Annotated in this window: 14 protein-coding genes; 4 read left to right on the top strand and 10 right to left on the bottom strand. The window is 57.1% G+C overall.

Features of this window, described 5'->3' with window-relative positions; translation table 11 throughout:
* Both HA41_RS09995 and HA41_RS10000 read right to left on the bottom strand, forming a co-directional pair.
* Positions 1-1,355 (bottom strand): dihydroxyacetone kinase family protein (locus tag HA41_RS09995; protein ID WP_094120661.1); only part of this gene is annotated, 1,355 nt, incomplete at its 3' end.
* On the bottom strand, positions 1,352-2,689 hold the full coding sequence (locus HA41_RS10000) for an MFS transporter (protein ID WP_094120662.1): 1,338 nt from the start codon (positions 2,687-2,689) through the stop codon (positions 1,352-1,354). The genes HA41_RS10000 and HA41_RS09995, both read right to left, overlap by 4 nt.
* Before the next feature lie 438 nt (positions 2,690-3,127).
* Between HA41_RS10000 and rpiB the strand changes: the two genes are divergently transcribed.
* Both rpiB and tal read left to right on the top strand, forming a co-directional pair.
* Positions 3,128-3,586, top strand: a complete 459-nt coding sequence (gene rpiB / locus HA41_RS10005) for a ribose 5-phosphate isomerase B (RefSeq protein ID WP_094120663.1) — start codon at positions 3,128-3,130, stop codon at positions 3,584-3,586.
* 154 nt (positions 3,587-3,740) lie between these two features.
* Positions 3,741-4,691, top strand: coding sequence for a transaldolase (gene tal, locus HA41_RS10010; protein ID WP_094120664.1), 951 nt, complete (start codon positions 3,741-3,743; stop codon positions 4,689-4,691).
* A 31-nt stretch (positions 4,692-4,722) separates the two neighbouring features.
* On the opposite strand, the gene trhA is transcribed toward tal, so the two are convergent.
* The gene (gene trhA / locus HA41_RS10015) at positions 4,723-5,376 is read right to left on the bottom strand and encodes a PAQR family membrane homeostasis protein TrhA (protein WP_094120705.1); all 654 of its coding nucleotides are present in this window, start codon (positions 5,374-5,376) and stop codon (positions 4,723-4,725) included.
* A gap of 168 nt (positions 5,377-5,544) precedes the next feature.
* Between trhA and HA41_RS10020 the strand changes: the two genes are divergently transcribed.
* Positions 5,545-6,264 carry a MurR/RpiR family transcriptional regulator gene (locus HA41_RS10020; protein WP_094120665.1) on the top strand — a complete coding sequence of 240 codons (720 nt, stop codon included), beginning with the start codon at positions 5,545-5,547 and terminating at the stop codon, positions 6,262-6,264.
* A gap of 115 nt (positions 6,265-6,379) precedes the next feature.
* Positions 6,380-7,819, top strand: coding sequence for a 6-phospho-beta-glucosidase (locus tag HA41_RS10025; protein ID WP_094120666.1), 1,440 nt, complete (start codon positions 6,380-6,382; stop codon positions 7,817-7,819).
* A gap of 38 nt (positions 7,820-7,857) precedes the next feature.
* Here the strand turns inward: HA41_RS10025 and HA41_RS10030 are convergent, their stop codons facing one another.
* The 7 genes from HA41_RS10030 to pepP all read right to left on the bottom strand — a co-directional run bounded on the left by HA41_RS10030 (position 7,858) and on the right by pepP (position 17,292).
* Positions 7,858-8,601, bottom strand: a complete 744-nt coding sequence (locus HA41_RS10030) for an SDR family oxidoreductase (RefSeq protein WP_094120667.1) — start codon at positions 8,599-8,601, stop codon at positions 7,858-7,860.
* Positions 8,602-8,676: 75 nt separating this feature from the next.
* A complete protein-coding gene (gene gcvP / locus HA41_RS10035; RefSeq protein ID WP_094120668.1) occupies positions 8,677-11,550 on the bottom strand; it encodes an aminomethyl-transferring glycine dehydrogenase in 2,874 nt (957 codons plus the stop codon).
* 80 nt (positions 11,551-11,630) lie between these two features.
* Positions 11,631-12,017 carry a glycine cleavage system protein GcvH gene (gene gcvH / locus HA41_RS10040; RefSeq protein WP_094120669.1) on the bottom strand — a complete coding sequence of 129 codons (387 nt, stop codon included), beginning with the start codon at positions 12,015-12,017 and terminating at the stop codon, positions 11,631-11,633.
* 23 nt (positions 12,018-12,040) lie between these two features.
* On the bottom strand, positions 12,041-13,138 hold the full coding sequence (gene gcvT / locus HA41_RS10045) for a glycine cleavage system aminomethyltransferase GcvT (protein ID WP_094120670.1): 1,098 nt from the start codon (positions 13,136-13,138) through the stop codon (positions 12,041-12,043).
* 440 nt (positions 13,139-13,578) lie between these two features.
* Positions 13,579-14,781, bottom strand: a complete 1,203-nt coding sequence (ubiI, locus tag HA41_RS10050; protein ID WP_094120671.1) for an FAD-dependent 2-octaprenylphenol hydroxylase — start codon at positions 14,779-14,781, stop codon at positions 13,579-13,581.
* A 13-nt stretch (positions 14,782-14,794) separates the two neighbouring features.
* Positions 14,795-15,973 carry a 2-octaprenyl-6-methoxyphenyl hydroxylase gene (gene ubiH, locus HA41_RS10055; RefSeq protein ID WP_094120672.1) on the bottom strand — a complete coding sequence of 393 codons (1,179 nt, stop codon included), beginning with the start codon at positions 15,971-15,973 and terminating at the stop codon, positions 14,795-14,797.
* The gene (gene pepP / locus HA41_RS10060) at positions 15,970-17,292 is read right to left on the bottom strand and encodes a Xaa-Pro aminopeptidase (RefSeq protein ID WP_094120673.1); all 1,323 of its coding nucleotides are present in this window, start codon (positions 17,290-17,292) and stop codon (positions 15,970-15,972) included. Before pepP ends, ubiH begins: the two co-directional genes overlap by 4 nt.
* Positions 17,293-17,296: the final 4 nt, after the last annotated feature.

Here is a 17,296-nt window from a genome sequence, read left to right on the forward strand (position 1 = left end):
GCAGTCAGCGCCACCCCCACAGCGCCGGAGGTGCCACCCGCTTTATCTGCCCAGGCATCAGCGGCGCGGCATAACAGCGTGCCGGCTCCCGCTCCTCGCGCCGCCACCTCACGCGCTTTTTCCACCGCGCCCAGCACGCCGCGCTCCATCCCGATGCCATGATCACCATCACCCGCAACCGCATCGATATCGCCCAGTTTTTCGGCGTTGCGTTGCAGCATGGCGGCTACCGCCTCCAGCAGTTGCAGCAGCTGTTGTGCGCTCTGCTGTGAGTCGGCGCTGGCGACAGGCAGGTTCTCTTCTGCCTGCTCCTGCATCGCATCCGGGCCCAGCGGTTCGGCAACGATAACGCTGCCTTTGCGGTAGGCTGGCGCATTGGCCGGGGCGCGCCAGAACGTTTCCAGCTCATCATCCAGCCACATCAACGTCAGTGAAGCGCCAGCCATATTAAAACTGGTGACAAATTCGCCAACGTCCGGCTCAATGACCTGCAGCTGCGCCGCCTCAAGCAGCTGCGCCACCCGACGATAGACCACGAACAGCTCTTCATATTTCACCGTGCCGAGGCCGTTGAGGATCACCGCAACCCGCTCTCCCGCCGTCTGGCTGATGCCCGGCGGCAGCTCGCTGAGCAGCCGGTTAACAAAAATTTCGGCCAGCTCATCGGCGGTCGGTACGTCCGATTCGTTGATACCCGGTTCGCCATGAATGCCCAGTCCCAGCGCCATTCGTCCTTTTTCCACCTCGAACAGCGGATGCGAGGCGCCCGGTAAGGTACAGCCAGAAAACGCTACGCCAAACGAACGGGTGCGATTGTTGGCATGCTGCGCCAGCTGGAGCACCTGCTTCAGAGTATGGCCCGCCTCGGCGGCGGCGCAGGCCACTTTGAACACCGTCAGATCACCGGCGACGCCGCGCCGCTTCTCAATCTCGTCGATGCTGGCGCTGGAAATATCGTCGGTGACCGCCAGAATCTCGCACGGGATACCGTCGCCGCGCAGACGCTCACAAGCCTGACCGAAATGCAGCACATCACCGGCGTAGTTGCCGAACATCAGTAACACGCCACCCCCATTACTGGCGGCGCGCGCCACATTATAAATTTGCTGCGCTGACGGAGAGGCAAACAGGTTGCCCATCGCCGCGCCGTGCGCCAGACCCTGTCCAACCAACCCGGCGAACGCCGGATAGTGACCTGAGCCACCACCCACCACCACCGCCACGCTGCCCGGCTGGCTGCGGGTGTTGCGTACCACCCCGCCCGGCACCTGACGTACTTTATCGGCATTAGCGGCCACGAAGCCTTCGATCAGTTCAGCCGCGAAAGCGGAAGGCTGGTTAAACAGGTAAGTCATGGTAATTGCTCCTGTGCGAGAGAGGTCGGTTCCAGCTGGCGGCTACGGTTCAGCAACAGCATCAGCACTGCTGACAACAACATGAAGCCGCCAACCACAAACATCGGTACGGTGTAGCTGCTGGTGGCATCGTGCAGCGCGCCGGTGATATAGCCCGCCGAGAAGCCCGCCACATTGCCCAGCGTGTTGATCAGGGCGATAGCGGCCGCGGCCGAAGCGCCGGTCAGAAACTGTGTCGGCAACGTCCAGAAATTGGGTAAGGCGGCAAAGATAGAGCTGGCGGTAATCGCAATCACCATGATGGTGGTGAAAGGCGAGTCCATGAACAGCGCCAGCGGCACACTGATCCCGCCGGTCACCGCCGGAATCGCAATATGCCAGGTTTTGCAGCCACGACGAGAGGCGTCACGGGACCAGAAGAACATCACCACCGCGGCAATCAGATAAGGCACGCCGGTGATCAACCCTTTCTGCATCACATTGAAAGTGGTGCCAAACTGCTGCTGGAAGCCACCGATGATGGTTGGCAGGAAGAAGGCCAGCGCATAGAGACCGTAGATAAAACCGAAGTAGATCAGACACAGCATCCAGACGCGGCGATTCCCGAGAACGCTGCGCACGCCCTGGTGTCCGGTCTGGGTTTTCGTCTTATGTTCTGCATCCAGCTCGCGGGTCAGCCAGTTTTTCTCATCCGCCGTCAGCCATTTCGCCTGACGCGGTGAATCCACCAGCCAGAACAGCGCCACAATGCCGATCAGAATGGCCGGGATGGAGACGCCGAGGAACATCACGCGCCAGCCCGCCAGACCAAACAGGCCATGCTGTTCAATAAAGGATGCCGCCAGCGGTGCACCAAACACCACCGTCAGGGGCTGAGCCAGGTAAAACAGCGACAGGATTTTGCTGCGATGGCGCGCGGGTACCCACATGCTGAGATAGAGGATGGCGCCGGGAAAGAAGCCCGCTTCCGCAATGCCCAGCAGCAGACGCAGGGTATAGAGCCCGTTAATGCTGCTGACCCAGGTGAAGAGCAGCGACACGATGCCCCAGCTGATCATAATCCGCGCCAGCCATTTACGGGCACCAAAGCGATGCAGCGCCAGATTGCTTGGCACTTCAAGCAGGATATAGCCGATGAAAAAGATGCCGGAGGCGAGACCGAACTGCACGGCGGTCAGGCCGAGATCCTGCGTCATGCCATTGGGTCCGGCGAATGAAATCGCCGTACGGTCCAGGAAGTTGATAAAAAACATCAGGGCGACAAACGGCACCAGTCGCCAGGAGATTTTACGAATTGCGGATTGCTCCACTGCGGTCATTGTGGTCTGGGTCATGACGCACCTCCGGTCTGGGCGCGATAAAAAGTGGTGTCAGGTGTTGGCAACGCACGCGGTGCATTGTCGAAGCAGGTGCAAAAAACAGGGCCTGGGTAATCCATGTGCGAGTCCTCAATGGGTCTTCTTGTACATTGGTATCACTATTCGAACAAATGAACAGTACACGTATAATTGAGCAGGTCTCAACAGCAACGATGAGATCTGTGATCCTCTTCAAATGAATTAAATTCAGCGCTTTTTTCAGATAACCTGCCGGTCCACCGCGCTGACCGGCGAATAATCAGGATTACAGTCCGGTTTATCGTCGCCACCCCGCACAAAACACATGAAATAGTATTGAACATATGAACACAAATGTGTCAGGCTAAAGCTGAACATTTTTTTTGCGCCTGTCGTTGCGTGGCGGGCTGAGCGGGTAACTGGCTGGAGAAGACGATGAAAACGATCGCGATTGGCGCCGATGATGCGGCGATTGAACTGAAAAATTTAATTAAACGTCATCTGGAAGAGAAACAATACGAAGTGGTGGATTACAGCAATGACGCCCGCAATGACCGGCCAATGTATCCGGACGTAGCCTTTGCGCTGGCGACGGCTATTCAGCAGGGACAATATCAGCGCGGTATTCTGCTGTGCGGTACCGGCATTGGCGTGGCGATCGTGGCCAATAAAGTCCCCGGCGTCCGGGCGGCCCAGTGTCATGACACCTTCTCGGCAGAGCGCGCCCGTAAAAGTAACAATGCGCAGGTGATGACGATGGGCGCACGCGTGGTCGGACCGGAACTGGCGAAAAGCATCGTCAATGCGTGGCTGGCGTCGGAGTTTGAAGCCGGTGGGTCGAGCGCAAAAGTCGATAAAATTGAGTATTACGAGCAGGCCAGCCTGAATAAGTAAGCCGCTCTTTTTCATCAGGCGAAGCCGCCAGTCACCGGACTCCGCCTGACTTTCCTTCACCACACCACCAGAGATGCGACGCTGCCTTCGCAGGGAAAAGTGTGCCTGCCGTGGCGCTGCGGGTCTGACTATAGATCTGACTAAGGAGCAGAAAATGAACCCATTAGAGGCGTTGAAACAGTTCACCACCGTGGTGGCCGACAGCGGCGATATTGAGGCGATACGTCGCTATCACCCGCAGGACGCCACCACAAATCCGTCATTGATCCTGAAAGCGGCGACGCTGCCCGGCTACCAGCCGCTGATTGAACAGGCGATTGATCACGCCCGCACCCAGGGCGGCAGCAAACAGACGCAGATAATCAATGCCAGCGATCGGGTCGCGGTTAACCTGGGGGTGGAGATCCTGAAAAGCGTGCCTGGCCGGGTCTCGACCGAAGTGGATGCACGCCTCTCCTTTGACCGCGGCATGTGCGTCACCAAAGCCGAAAAGCTGGTACGGATGTATGAAGAGCAGGGAGTTAATCGCTCACGCATTCTGATTAAGCTGGCTGCCACCTGGGAAGGGATCCGCGCGGCTGAAACGCTGGAACGCAACGGTATCCAGTGCAACCTGACGCTGCTGTTTTCCTTTGCCCAGGCACAGGCCTGTGCCGAAGCGGGCGTGTTTCTGATTTCGCCGTTTGTCGGACGCATCTATGACTGGCATCAGAGCCGCAATCCACAGACGGAATACGATGCGCAGCGCGATCCCGGCGTGGTGTCGGTACGCAACATTTATCACTACTACAAATCTCACCGCTATCAGACAGTGATCATGGGTGCCAGCTTTCGTAAAATCGAACAGGTGCTGGCACTGGCGGGCTGCGATCGACTGACGATCTCCCCCGATTTGCTGCAGAGCCTGGAAAGCAGCACGCTGCCGGTGACGCGCCAGTTAACGCCTTCGACCGCGGTATCGAATCCGCCCTCCCCTCTGACGGAAGCGCAATTCCGCTGGCTGCATAATCAGGATCCGATGGCGGTCGATAAACTGGCGGAAGGCATCCGCCAGTTCGCCGTGGATCAGCAAAAGCTGGAAGATATGCTCGCTTCACAACTCTGATCGTCGCCAGGCGGAAGCCCGCTCCGCCTGGCTAGCTGACATAAAAGTAAATCGCGCAGAAATGGCAGATACTGCCGCCCAGTACAAATGCGTGCCAGATTGCATGATTATAAGGAATGCGTCGCGCCACATAGAAAATCACCCCCAGCGAATAGATGATGCCACCGATTGCCAGCAGCCAGATGCCGCCCGGTGCCAGCGTCATCGCCAGCTGATAGACCACAATCAGCGACAGCCAGCCCATGCAGAGATAGGTCACCAGCGACAGCACTTTGAAACGGTGAGCAATAGTCAGCTTAAAGATGATACCGGCCAGCCCCAGACCCCAGATCACCACCATCAGGCCGTATGCCAGCGGCGACTTCAGGCCTACCAGCAGGAAAGGTGTATAGGTGCCCGCTATCAGCAGATAGATTGCGCAGTGATCCAGCTTTTTCAGCCAGGGTCTGGCCCGGCCGTTGGGGATGGCGTGATAAAGCGTTGAGGCGAGAAACAGCAGGATCATGCTGCCGCCATACAGGCTGTAGCTGGTGATGGCTATGGCATCTGCACCGGTCTCATATGCCTTATTCAGCATCAGCACCAGGGCAACAATACCAAACAGGCAGCCCAGCCCATGACTGATGCTATTAGCAATTTCCTCGGCGAGTGAATAGCCTGGCGAGGGGATACGTATGGTGGTCATAAAGTGTCCTGAAAGTGAAGCCATAACGAAAACAGGACGATCAGAGTAGCCAACAACCGTTTGGGTGTACACATGTACGCTGAAAATAATCTGTGAAACGCTGTAACGGTCAAACCCGCTGATGAATCTGGTAAACTGTCGGCTGGTCAACTGTACAATGAGCCATCCATGTTTTCGCACCGCGATCTCGCCCGCCTTAATGATCTCGAAATGCAGGTCTATCAGTTCATCATCAAACATCGTGAACGGGTCGGTTATATGACCATTCGCGAGCTGGCCGAGCAGGCTGCGGTTTCCACCACCACCGTGCTACGCTTTTGCCGCAAGATGCACTGCGAGGGCTGGTCAGAATTTCGTATCCGGCTGCGGTTAACCGAGCAGCAGAGTACACCGCAGGTCAATACCGCCAGCGTCAATGAGATGCTGAGTTTCTTTAAAAGTATTAATAACGACGAGTTCGGGCAATTAATTGCCGAGGCCGCACAAAAGATTAATCAGGCTGAGCGGGTATTTTTTATTGGCGTCGGAACCTCAGGCAGTCTGGCAAAATATGCGGCGCGTTTCTTTTCAAACCTTGGCAAATTCAGCCACGCGATTGACGATCCCTATTATCCGGTCAGCCCCGATCTGTATGAAAATGCGATTGCAATAATTCTGTCTGTTTCTGGCGAAACTGAAGAGATCCTGCGCATTGCCAGCCAGTTCAGTCTCAATAAGTGCAAAATTATTGCGATAACTAACACTGAGAGTTGCTCACTGGCGAAAATGAGTGATTTCAGGCTCTGTTATCACGTGCCGATCATCCGGATGGCAGATAATTATGACATCACCACTCAGGTGCCGGTCACCTATATTATTGAAGCGATTGGACGCCAGCTGGGTAAATAAAACAACCTGTTTTCTGGCTGTAACAGATCACATTTTGCGTGCGTTGTTATATCGTGACTTTCATTATTGCCTTGCTACACTCACAGCAATTTCAATATCCGTAATGGAGTGAAGCATGAGTGCAGAATTGCAGTTACCAAAAGGGTTCCTTTGGGGCGGTGCGGTTGCGGCGCATCAGGTTGAAGGCGGCTGGGATCAGGGCGGCAAAGGCGTCAGCATCGCTGACGTGCTGACCGGCGGCTCACACGGTGTCGATAGGGTGATCACTGACGGCGTTCAGCCCGGCAACTTTTATCCGAACCATCAGGCGGTGGAATTCTATTCCCACTATAAGCAGGATGTGGCGTTGTTTGCCGAGATGGGCTTCAAATGTTTCCGCACCTCAATTGCCTGGACCCGCATCTTCCCGAATGGCGACGAGCAACAGCCCAACGAGGCTGGTCTGCAATTCTACGACGATCTGTTTGATGAACTGCTGAAGTACGGTATTGAACCGGTCATCACCCTTTCCCACTTCGAAATGCCCTATCACCTGGTGAAACAGTACGGCGGCTGGCACAACCGCAAAGTGGTCGATTTCTTTGTGCGCTTCAGCGAAGTGGTGCTGAATCGCTATAAAAACAAAGTGAAATACTGGATGACCTTTAACGAGATCAACAACCAGCGCAACTGGCAATATCCGCTGTTTGGTTACTGCTGCTCTGGCGTGATTTTTACCGAGCATGAGAAACCGGAACAGGCGATGTATCAGGTGATGCATCACCAGTTTGTCGCCAGCGCGAAAGTGGTCAAACTCGGTCATGACATTAATCCTGACTTCCGGATTGGCTGCATGATCGCCATGGTGCCGGTCTATCCTTTCTCCTGTCATCCAGATGATGTGGTGCTGGCGCAGGAAGCGATGCATCAGCGTTACGTGTTCAGCGATGTGCAGATGCGCGGCTACTACCCGGCTTACACCCTGAAAGAGTGGGCGCGTAAAGGCTATGAGATCCAGATGGAGGCGGATGACGCTGATACACTGCGTCAGGGCTGTGCAGACTACGTCGGCTTCAGCTACTACATGAGTAACGCGGTGAAAACCGATGCCAGCGGCGTGGATGACCCGATTACCGGATTCGAAGGGGTGGTAAAAAATCCCCACGTTAAAGCATCAGACTGGGGCTGGCAAATTGACCCGGTCGGCCTGCGTTACGCGCTTAACGAACTGTACGAACGGTATCAGAAGCCGCTGTTTATCGTAGAGAACGGCTTTGGTGCCATCGACAAGCCAAACGACGCAGGCGTGATTGAAGATGATTACCGCATCGACTATCTGCGCGCCCACATCGAAGAGATGAAAAAAGCAGTCACTCACGACGGTGTAGAGTTAATGGGCTATACGCCGTGGGGCTGCCTGGATTGCGTCTCCTTTACCACCGGCCAGTACGATAAGCGTTACGGCTTTATTCACGTCAATAAAAACGACGACGGCAGCGGTGATTTCTCCCGTTCGAAGAAGAAGAGCTTCAACTGGTATCAGCAGGTTATCGCCAGCAACGGCGAAAACCTGTAACGGGTGACGCCGCGGCTGAAATGCAGCGGCGTGATGCGTTAGCGCCCACCGGCAGCATCGATGATGCTGCCGGTGACGTAAGAGGCGGCCTCGCTGGCCAGCCAGACAATGGCTTCCGCTACCTCCTCCGCGTGACCGCCGCGCCCCATCGGGATCGCACTGGCGAGGCGATCTACCCGGCCTGGCTCGCCGCCATCGGCATGCATTTCTGTATAGATGAAGCCCGGACGAACCCCGTTAACCCGAATCCCCTGCTGCGCCACTTCCAGCGATAATCCTTTGGTCAGCGTATCCATCGCCCCTTTCGACGCGGCGTAATCGACATACTCGCCCGGTGCCCCAATCCGGGCCGCGGCTGACGAGACATTAACAATCGCGCCGCCCTGGCCGCCGTGGTGGGTTCCCATTCGTTTGACTGCTTCACGGCAGCAGAGAAAGGTGCCGATGACATTGGTCGCAAACACCTTATGCAGGCGTGCCGCATCCAGCTGCTCGACCCGGCACTGCTGAAACAGAATCCCGGCGTTATTCACCAGCAGGGTCAGCGGCGCGGACTGTTGATCGAGTTGCGTGAACATCGCCATCACCTGGGCTTCATCGGCAATATCCGCCTGCAGCACAAAGGCCTCGCCGCCCTGTTGCTGAATTTCTCTCACCACCTGCTCTGCTTCCGCCTCGCGCTGGCGATAATTGACCGCCACCCGATAGCCTCTGGCGGCCAGTAATAACGCCGTGGCGCGTCCGATACCGCGGCTGCCGCCAGTAACCAGTGCTAATTTCATCTTGTCCCCTTATACAAAAGGGCCGACGAATCGGCCCTGCTCAGTTTGGTTTCACTGCTACGCGAATAACGCGCGTTACTGATAGTCGCTCATCGGTACGCAGGAGCAGAACAGATTACGGTCGCCAAACACATCATCCAGACGTTTTACCGTCGGCCAGTATTTGTTATGGCTGCCCGCCGGGAAAACTGCCAGCTCACGGCTGTAGGGATGAGACCATTCGCTGACGATTTCCAGCTGAGTATGCGGCGCATTGACCAGCGGATTGTCTTCCAGCGGCCATTCGCCCGCCGTTACCCGATCGATCTCCATACGGATAGAGAGCATCGCATCGATAAAACGATCCAGTTCGATTTTGCTTTCCGATTCGGTCGGTTCCACCATCAATGTCCCCGCCACCGGGAACGACATGGTCGGCGCGTGGAAGCCGTAATCGATCAGGCGCTTGGCAATATCCAGTTCGCTGATGCCGGTCTGCTCTTTCAGTGGGCGGATATCGAGAATACATTCATGCGCTACCCGACCATCACGACCGTTATAGAGCACCGGATAGGCGGACTGCAAACGACTGGCGATATAGTTGGCATTCAGGATCGCCACTGAACTGGCCTGCTTCAGCCCTTCCGCGCCCATCATGCGAATGTACATCCAGCTGATCGGCAGAATGGAGGCGCTGCCAAACGGTGCCGCTGAAACCGCACCCTGCTGCGTTAATACGCCATCGATCTGCACCACGCTGTGACCTGGAACAAAGGGGGCCAGATGCGCTTTGACGCCAATCGGTCCCATTCCCGGTCCGCCGCCGCCGTGCGGAATACAGAACGTTTTATGCAGGTTAAGGTGCGACACATCCGCGCCAATGTAGCCCGGCGTGGTGATACCGACCTGCGCGTTCATGTTGGCGCCGTCGAGGTAAACCTGACCGCCATACTGATGCACAATCTGGCAGACTTCGCGGATGGTCTCTTCATAAACGCCGTGGGTCGACGGATAGGTGACCATGATGCAGGAGAGTTTGTCGCCCGCCTGTGCCGCTTTCTCACGCAGATCGCCCAGGTCAATGTTGCCCTGTTTATCACAGGCCACCACCACCACATCCATCCCGGCCATCTGTGCGGATGCCGGATTGGTACCGTGTGCCGAGCTGGGGATCAGGCAGAGGTGACGGTCGCCCTGGTTGCGGCTTTCATGGTAGCGACGAATCGCCAGCAGACCGGCATATTCGCCCTGTGCGCCAGAGTTCGGCTGCATACAAAGCGCATCGTAGCCGGTGAGCTGTACCAGCCACTGCGACAGCTGACCGATCATCTGCAGATAACCGCTCGCCTGTTCTGCCGGGCAGAACGGATGCAGTTCGGCAAATTCCGGCCAGGTGATCGGGATCATTTCCGCCGCGGCATTCAGCTTCATGGTGCAGGAGCCAAGAGGGATCATCGCCTGATTCAGCGCCAGATCCTTTTTCTCCAGGCTGTGCATGTAGCGCATCATCTCAGTTTCACTGTGATGACGGTTGAACACCGGATGCGTCAGGATCTCACTATGGCGCAGTAAACCGGCCGGGATTGAGTGGCTCTCCAGCGCGACTTCATTGTCGAGCTTATCCAGATCCAGACCGTGCGCGTCACCCAGCAGAATGGCGAACAGCGTCAGAATATCTTCACGATCGGTGGTTTCGTCCAGCGTGATGCCGACCGCCTGATGAATATCGCTACGCAGGTTTACGCCAAAGCTCAGGGCGCGGTTCAGCACCGCCGCTTTGTCTGAGACCTCAACCGTCAGGGTATCGAACCAGTGCTGATGGCGCAGCGTCAGGCCGTTCTGCTGCAACCCTGCCGCCAGAATATTGGTAAAACGATGGATCCGCGAGGCGATGCGTTTGAGGCCAGCCGGACCGTGGAATACCGCATAAAGTCCGGCGATATTCGCCAGCAGCACCTGTGAAGTACAGATGTTGGAGTTGGCCTTTTCACGACGGATATGCTGTTCACGGGTCTGCATCGCCATACGCAGCGCGGTATGGCCGGCGGCATCGCGGGAGACGCCGATAATGCGGCCCGGCATTGAGCGCTTATGCTCATCGCGGCTGGCGAAGAAGGCCGCGTGCGGACCGCCGTAACCCATCGGCACGCCGAAGCGCTGCGCGGAGCCAAACACAATATCGGCACCCTGTTTGCCTGGCGCTTCCAGCAGGACCAGCGACATAAAATCGGCAGCCACGCTGACCACCACTTTACGGGCTTTCAGCGCGGCAATCAGCGCGCTGTAATCGTGCGCTTCGCCGGTGGTGCCAACCTGCTGCAGCAGCACGCCAAACAGATCGTCATGATCCTGGGCTTTTTCGGCCTTATCGATAATCAGTTCAAAACCAAAGGTTTCGGCGCGGGTCCGCACCACATCAAGGGTTTGCGGATGAATATCATCGGCAATAAAAAATTTACTGGCGTTTTTCAGCTTGCTGACGCGTTTTGCCATCGCCATCGCTTCTGCAGCGGCGGTGGCTTCGTCCAGCAGCGAGGCCGAGGCGATATCCATACCGGTCAGATCCAGAGTCAGCTGCTGGAAGTTTAACAACGCCTCCAGTCGTCCCTGTGAGACCTCCGGCTGATACGGGGTATAAGCGGTGTACCAGCCTGGATTTTCCAGCATATTCCGCAGGATCACCGGTGGGGTGATCACCGCGCTGTATCCCATGCCGATCCAGGATTTGTAACGCAGATTCTGACTGGCTATTGCTTTCAGTTCAGCCAGCGCCTGTTGTTCCGTGGCGGCTTCACCCACTGCTGGCGGGCCGGGCAACTGAATATCTGCCGGAACAATCGCGCCGATTAGCGCTTCCAGAGACGGAGCGCCAATCGCTTCAAGCATCAACGCTTGTTGCTCGGGTGAAGGACCGATATGGCGCTCAATGAATGCACCGTTGTGTTCAAGCTGGCTGAGAGTCTGAGTCATTAGCAGTAAATCCTGAATCGGGCTGGGGAACAGAGAGAGCAAACAGAAATCCGCGGCCCCAACGTGGGGCCGCCTGACGATTACTCGTCGATCGAGGCTTTATAAGCGTCTGCATCCAGCAGCGCGTCAATTTCTGACTCGTCGCTGGCCTTAATTTTGAATAACCAGCCGCCGTCATACGGCTCGCTGTTAACCTGCTCTGGCGCGTCGGACAGCGCATCATTGACCGCCACAATCTCACCGCTGATCGGCGCATAGATATCAGACGCGGCTTTAACCGACTCGGCGACGGCGCACTCTTCACCGGCCGTAAAGGTTGTCCCGACTTCAGGCAGATCAACAAACACCATGTCACCCAGCAGTTCCTGTGCGTGTTCAGTGATCCCCACGGTGTAAGAACCATCTTCTTCTTTGCGCACCCACTCGTGGCTGTCGCGGTACTTCAACGTATTCGGCACATTGCTCATTGGCCATTTCTCCTGAATAAAATTTACTGGGCGACCGGTTTACCGGCGCGGACAAAAATCGGTCGGGTAACCTGTACCGGCATCTGACGGTTACGAATCTCAACGATGGCGGTGTCGCCAATCGTGGCCGGCACCCGTGCCAGGGCAATGCTGTAACCCAGCGTGGGCGAAAAAGAGCCGCTGGTGATGATCCCTTCCTGCGGCTCGCCCTGGTCGTCGGTGAAACGCACCGGCAGCCCGTTACGCAGCACGCCTTTTTCGGTCAGGATCAGCCCAACCAGTTTTTCTGCACCGCGTTCACGCTGGAGTTCCAGTGCTTCACGGCCGATGAAGGCCCGGTCAGCAGGCTCCCAGCTCACCGTCCAGCCCATATTGGCAGCCAGCGGAGAAACGCCTTCATCCATCTCCTGACCGTACAGGTTCATCCCCGCTTCCAGCCGCAACGTGTCGCGCGCGCCCAGCCCGGCCGGTTTTACCCCGGCGGCCAGCAGTCGCTGCCAGAAGTCGGCTGCCTGCTCTGCCGGTAACGCAATTTCATATCCCGCTTCACCGGTATAGCCGGTAGTGGCGATAAACAGCGCCTCCGTCTCAACGCCAAAGAACGGCTTCATACCGGCCACGGCCTGTCGCTGAGCGTCGCTGAACAGCGTCTGCGCTTTCTGCTGCGCCTGCGGGCCCTGAACGGCAATCAGCGCCAGATCGTCACGTTCGGTCAGCGTAATGCCGTAGCCCTCTGCATGCCGGCCGATCCAGGCGAGATCTTTCTCACGGGTGGCCGAGTTCACCACCAGCCGGAAAAAATCCTCGCTCATAAAGTAAACAATTAAATCGTCAATGACGCCACCCGATGCATTCAGCATGCCGGTATAGAGTGCTTTACCGGGCTGGGTCAGTTTTGCCACATCATTCGCCAGCAGGTAGCGCAGAAATTCGCGGGTACGCGGGCCTTTCAGGTCAACAATGGTCATGTGGGAGACATCAAACATCCCGGCGTCATTACGCACCGCGTGATGCTCGTCCATCTGGGAGCCATAGTGCAGCGGCATCATCCAGCCATGAAAATCCACCATGCGGGCACCGCAGGCCTGATGCTGTTCAAACAGAGGTGTTTGCTGAGTCATAACCATCCTGTGCAGAAGCGAGTGAGTAGCAAAGCGCGCCGGAAACGGAGCCGACGCAAACGTTCTCTTTAGCCTGACGTTACCACCGAATCTGACGATTAACCATAAGCAAACCGGGGTCGAAAGCTGATGCACAGCCTAACCAGGATTGTACGCAGACAGGATAAAAAACTGCGATTTTGTGATTAATCACGCAATAAATGCAGGGAGTTTGAATATACACAGCAAATTTATACGAGAAGCCGTTCAGGATGTTAAAAAAACACCATGACGGCTTACCGACCGAATAAGAAAAAGTAATGCGAATTGCGCGGCAAAATTAGAATAAATCAAACGAAGGGCCAGAGTGGTGCGGCACTGCATTGTGATGGTGCAGCGTGGATTTCAGCGATAAAAAAGGCCAGCGAATGCTGGCCTGGTGGTGAGCGCTGACGCTGCCTTTATCGCAGCCACGCCGGCAGGTCATTCAGGCCCATCGCCTGCTTCAGCATCAACGGTTTGACACCTAACAGGCTATCCGCCAGCTTCAGGCCAACGTCGCGCAGCAGCTTTTTGGCCGGGTGAGTGCCAGCGAACATCTCGCGGAAGCCCTGCATGCCCGCCAGCATCATCGCAGCGCTGTGTTTCCGGCTGCGCTCGTAGCGGCGCAGATAGAGGTGCTGTCCGATATCTTTGCCCTGCTGGTGCAGACGACGAATCTCACCAATCAGTTCAGCCGCGTCCATAAAGCCCAGGTTGACGCCCTGCCCTGCCAGTGGATGGATGGTATGGGCCGCATCGCCCACCAGCGCCAGACGATGCGCGGCAAAGTTACGTGCATAGCGTGCCATCAGAGGAAAGGTTTTGCGCTCGCTCTCCAGCTGGCACAGGCCAAGCCGCATATCAAACGCCACCGACAGCTGCTGGTTAAACAACGCTTCCGGCATCGTCTCCAGCCGGCTCGCTTCCTGCGGCGACAGCGACCAGACAATCGAACTCAGATGCGGGTCCTGCATCGGCAGAAAAGCCAGAATACCGTCACCATGAAACACCTGACGCGCCACTGCGTCATGCGGCAGCGCGGTACGGACATTGGCGACCAGCGCGTGGTGATCGTAATCCCAGAAGGTCAGCGGAATATCCGCTTTGTTACGCAGCCAGGAGTTGGCCCCATCTGCGGCAATCATCAGACGCGCCGTTAGCATGCTGCCATCCTGCAGGGTAATAAAGGCTTCGTTGTCGCCAAACGCCACCTGCTGCAGCTGTGAGGGCGCCATCAGCGTGACATCGCTGCAGGCGCTGGCGCGTTGCCACAGGGCGCGGTGAATCACCGGATTTTCAATAATATGACCCAGATGAGAAAGTCCCTGCTGCTGGTCGTCAAAGGCGATAGTGCCGAAGCTATCTTTGTCCCACACTTCCATGCCGTGATAGGCGCTGGCGCGCTGCGAGAGAATGGTCGACCAGACATCCAGCTTCTGCAGCAGCCGTTCGCTGGCGGCATTAATGGCCGAAACGCGAATCGAGGGTTGATCACTCAGGCTGAGCGGCGGCTCGGGCGATTTCTCCAGTACCGCGATGCGCAGTCCGCTGCCCTGCAGGCCGCAGGCGACCGCCAGACCGACCATACCGCCACCGGCGATCACCACATCAAAAGTTTGCATCAAAGCCTCTTTATTAACGCTTAACCCAGCCAAGCGTACGCTCAGCCAGTTGATTTCGTAGCCACGGCAGATTATCCATCGCCATCAGACCCAGATTACGCCCGATCACCAGCGGCGTATGCCGGTTAGCGAAGAGGCGGACTAATCCGTCGGTAATGCCGATGGTCGCGGCGCGATCCTGTTCACGGCGCTGCTGGTAATGGTTCAGCACCGCATAGCTGCCGGGGTCCTGCTGCTGTCGATGGGCTGAGGCCAGCGTTTCGGCCAGCGACATCACATCGCGCAGGCCCAGGTTAAAACCCTGTCCGGCAATCGGGTGTAGCGTCTGCGCCGCATTGCCCACCACCGCCACCCGATGCGTGACCGGCTGTAACGCCCGTTGCAGCGCCAGCGGGTAGCATTCCCGTTGACCGGCATGGATGAATTTCCCCAGCCGCCAGCCAAACGCCCGTTGCAGTTCACCAAGAAATTCAGCATCACTCCAGCGCTTAACCTCATCACGCTTTGACAGCGGATGGCACCACACCAGCGACAGGCGATTGCCGGACATCGGTAACAACGCCAGCGGGCCGTGCTCGGTAAAGCGTTCAAATGCACGTCCCTGATGCGGCAACGCTGTGGTGACGTTGGCAATTAATGCCAGTTGCTGATAGTCCTCGGTTTGCCACTGGATACCGCAGGAAGCCGCCAGCGCTGAACGTGAGCCATCGGCTGCCACCAGCAGATCGCCACTGAGCTGTTCGCCGTTATCCAGCGTGACCTGCACCTGTTGCGCGCTGCGACTGGCCTGCGTGACGCGAGCCGGGCAGCGCAGCGTGACGCCCGGTGCTTTTTTCAGCTCAGTAAACAGACGCTGTCCGACATCGAACAGCTCCACCACCTGCCCCAGTGCCGGAATGTCGTAGTCTGCCGCCGCCAGCGAGACAAATCCTGCATGGCCGCGATCGGAAACGTGAATATGGGTAATCGGTGTGGCACAGCTGGCAATGCGCTGCCATAGGTTAATATCAGCCAGCTGCTGACAGGTACCGGCCGCCAGCGCAATGGCGCGGCCGTCATAGCCCGGGTGCGACCGGCTGGCAGGTTCGCTGCTTTCGATCAGCGTCACCGGCAGCTGGCCCTGCGTCAGATGGGATATCGCCAGCGCCAGCGTTGCGCCGGTCATGCCGCCACCGGCAATCAGAATAGTCATGCTGTTTTTGCCGCCGCCATTAATGCTTCGATCGCTTCTGCATCCTTCACGACGCTGTCGGTCAGATTTTCATTGCCGGTTTCGGTGATCAGAATGTCATCTTCAATACGAATGCCAATGCCGCGATACTCCGCCGGCACGTCGGCATCCGGGGCGATGTAGAGCCCCGGTTCGACGGTCAGTACCATGCCTGGCTCCAGTATCCGATCGCGGCTTGGGGTACCGTAGTGCCCCACATCGTGCACATCCAGACCCATCCAGTGGCTGAGGCCATGCATATAGAACTGGCGATGCGCCTCTTCAGCAATCAGGGTTTCGACCTCTCCCTGCATCACGCCCAGTTCCACCAGCCCGCTGACCATAATCCGCACCACTTCATCATTGACTTCACGGATACTGATGCCCGGCCGGAACAGGGTGAGTGACCTATAGAGAGAGGCCAGTACGATGTCATAGATAGCGCGCTGCGGGGCGCTGAATTTGCCGTTAACCGGGAAGGTGCGGGTAATATCACCGGCATAGCCGTGAAACTCACAGCCTGCATCGATCAGCACCAGGTCGCCGTCGCGCAGTTCACTCTCATTTTCGGTGTAGTGCAGAATGCAGCCATTCTCACCAGCACCAACGATGGTGTTATAAGCGGGAAACCGGGCGCCGTGGCGGGAAAATTCGTGATGAATTTCGCCTTCAAGCTGATATTCATACATTCCTGGGCGGCAGACTTCCATCGCCCGGGTATGGGCCAGGGCGCTGATTTTTCCGGCGCGGCGCAACAACGCAATCTCATCCTCATCCTTAAACAGGCGCATCTCATGCACCCACGGACGCCAGTCGGTCACCGTCGCCGGTGCGCTGAGATTCTGGCGGAAACCGCGACGCAGTTTATCCAGTGCGTTAAACACCAGCGTGTCGGCTTCCTCGTGTTCGCCCTGCGCATGATAGATCACATCCAGACCGTTGAGCAGCAGGTGCAGTTGCTCGCCAATATCGTTCCACGGCAAAGCGCGGTCGACGCCCAGCGTTGCCGGTGCCGCCTCCTGCCCCAGTCGACGTCCGAACCAGACTTCCGCGGTCAGATCCCGTACCCGATTAAACAGAACGCTGTGGTTATGCGTTTCGTCACTTTTAATCAGCACCAGCAGCGCCTGCGGCTCGTTGAAGCCGGTGAAATACCAGAAGTCACTGTTCTGACGGAACGGATATTCAGTGTCGTTGCTGCGCGTCACTTCAGGCGCGGCAAACAGTAACGCGGCGCTGCCGGGTACCATTTTCGCTAACAGCGCCTGTCGACGCTGCTGGAATCTGTCCAGTGAAATCATCTCT

Source organism: Pantoea conspicua, from assembly GCF_002095315.1.
In the GTDB taxonomy this organism is placed as follows: domain Bacteria; phylum Pseudomonadota; class Gammaproteobacteria; order Enterobacterales; family Enterobacteriaceae; genus Pantoea; species Pantoea conspicua.

Excerpts from the sequence above, each read along its gene's own strand:
- HA41_RS10000 (WP_094120662.1), bottom strand. The coding sequence starts at position 2,689 with ATGACCCAGACCACAATGACCGCAGTGGAGCAATCCGCAATTCGTAAA.
- rpiB (WP_094120663.1), top strand. The coding sequence starts at position 3,128 with ATGAAAACGATCGCGATTGGCGCCGATGATGCGGCGATTGAACTGAAA.
- tal (WP_094120664.1), top strand. The coding sequence starts at position 3,741 with ATGAACCCATTAGAGGCGTTGAAACAGTTCACCACCGTGGTGGCCGAC.
- trhA (WP_094120705.1), bottom strand. The coding sequence starts at position 5,376 with ATGACCACCATACGTATCCCCTCGCCAGGCTATTCACTCGCCGAGGAA.
- HA41_RS10020 (WP_094120665.1), top strand. The coding sequence starts at position 5,545 with ATGTTTTCGCACCGCGATCTCGCCCGCCTTAATGATCTCGAAATGCAG.
- HA41_RS10025 (WP_094120666.1), top strand. The coding sequence starts at position 6,380 with ATGAGTGCAGAATTGCAGTTACCAAAAGGGTTCCTTTGGGGCGGTGCG.
- HA41_RS10030 (WP_094120667.1), bottom strand. The coding sequence starts at position 8,601 with ATGAAATTAGCACTGGTTACTGGCGGCAGCCGCGGTATCGGACGCGCC.
- gcvP (WP_094120668.1), bottom strand. The coding sequence starts at position 11,550 with ATGACTCAGACTCTCAGCCAGCTTGAACACAACGGTGCATTCATTGAG.
- gcvH (WP_094120669.1), bottom strand. The coding sequence starts at position 12,017 with ATGAGCAATGTGCCGAATACGTTGAAGTACCGCGACAGCCACGAGTGG.
- gcvT (WP_094120670.1), bottom strand. The coding sequence starts at position 13,138 with ATGACTCAGCAAACACCTCTGTTTGAACAGCATCAGGCCTGCGGTGCC.
- ubiI (WP_094120671.1), bottom strand. The coding sequence starts at position 14,781 with ATGCAAACTTTTGATGTGGTGATCGCCGGTGGCGGTATGGTCGGTCTG.
- ubiH (WP_094120672.1), bottom strand. The coding sequence starts at position 15,973 with ATGACTATTCTGATTGCCGGTGGCGGCATGACCGGCGCAACGCTGGCG.
- pepP (WP_094120673.1), bottom strand. The coding sequence starts at position 17,292 with ATGATTTCACTGGACAGATTCCAGCAGCGTCGACAGGCGCTGTTAGCG.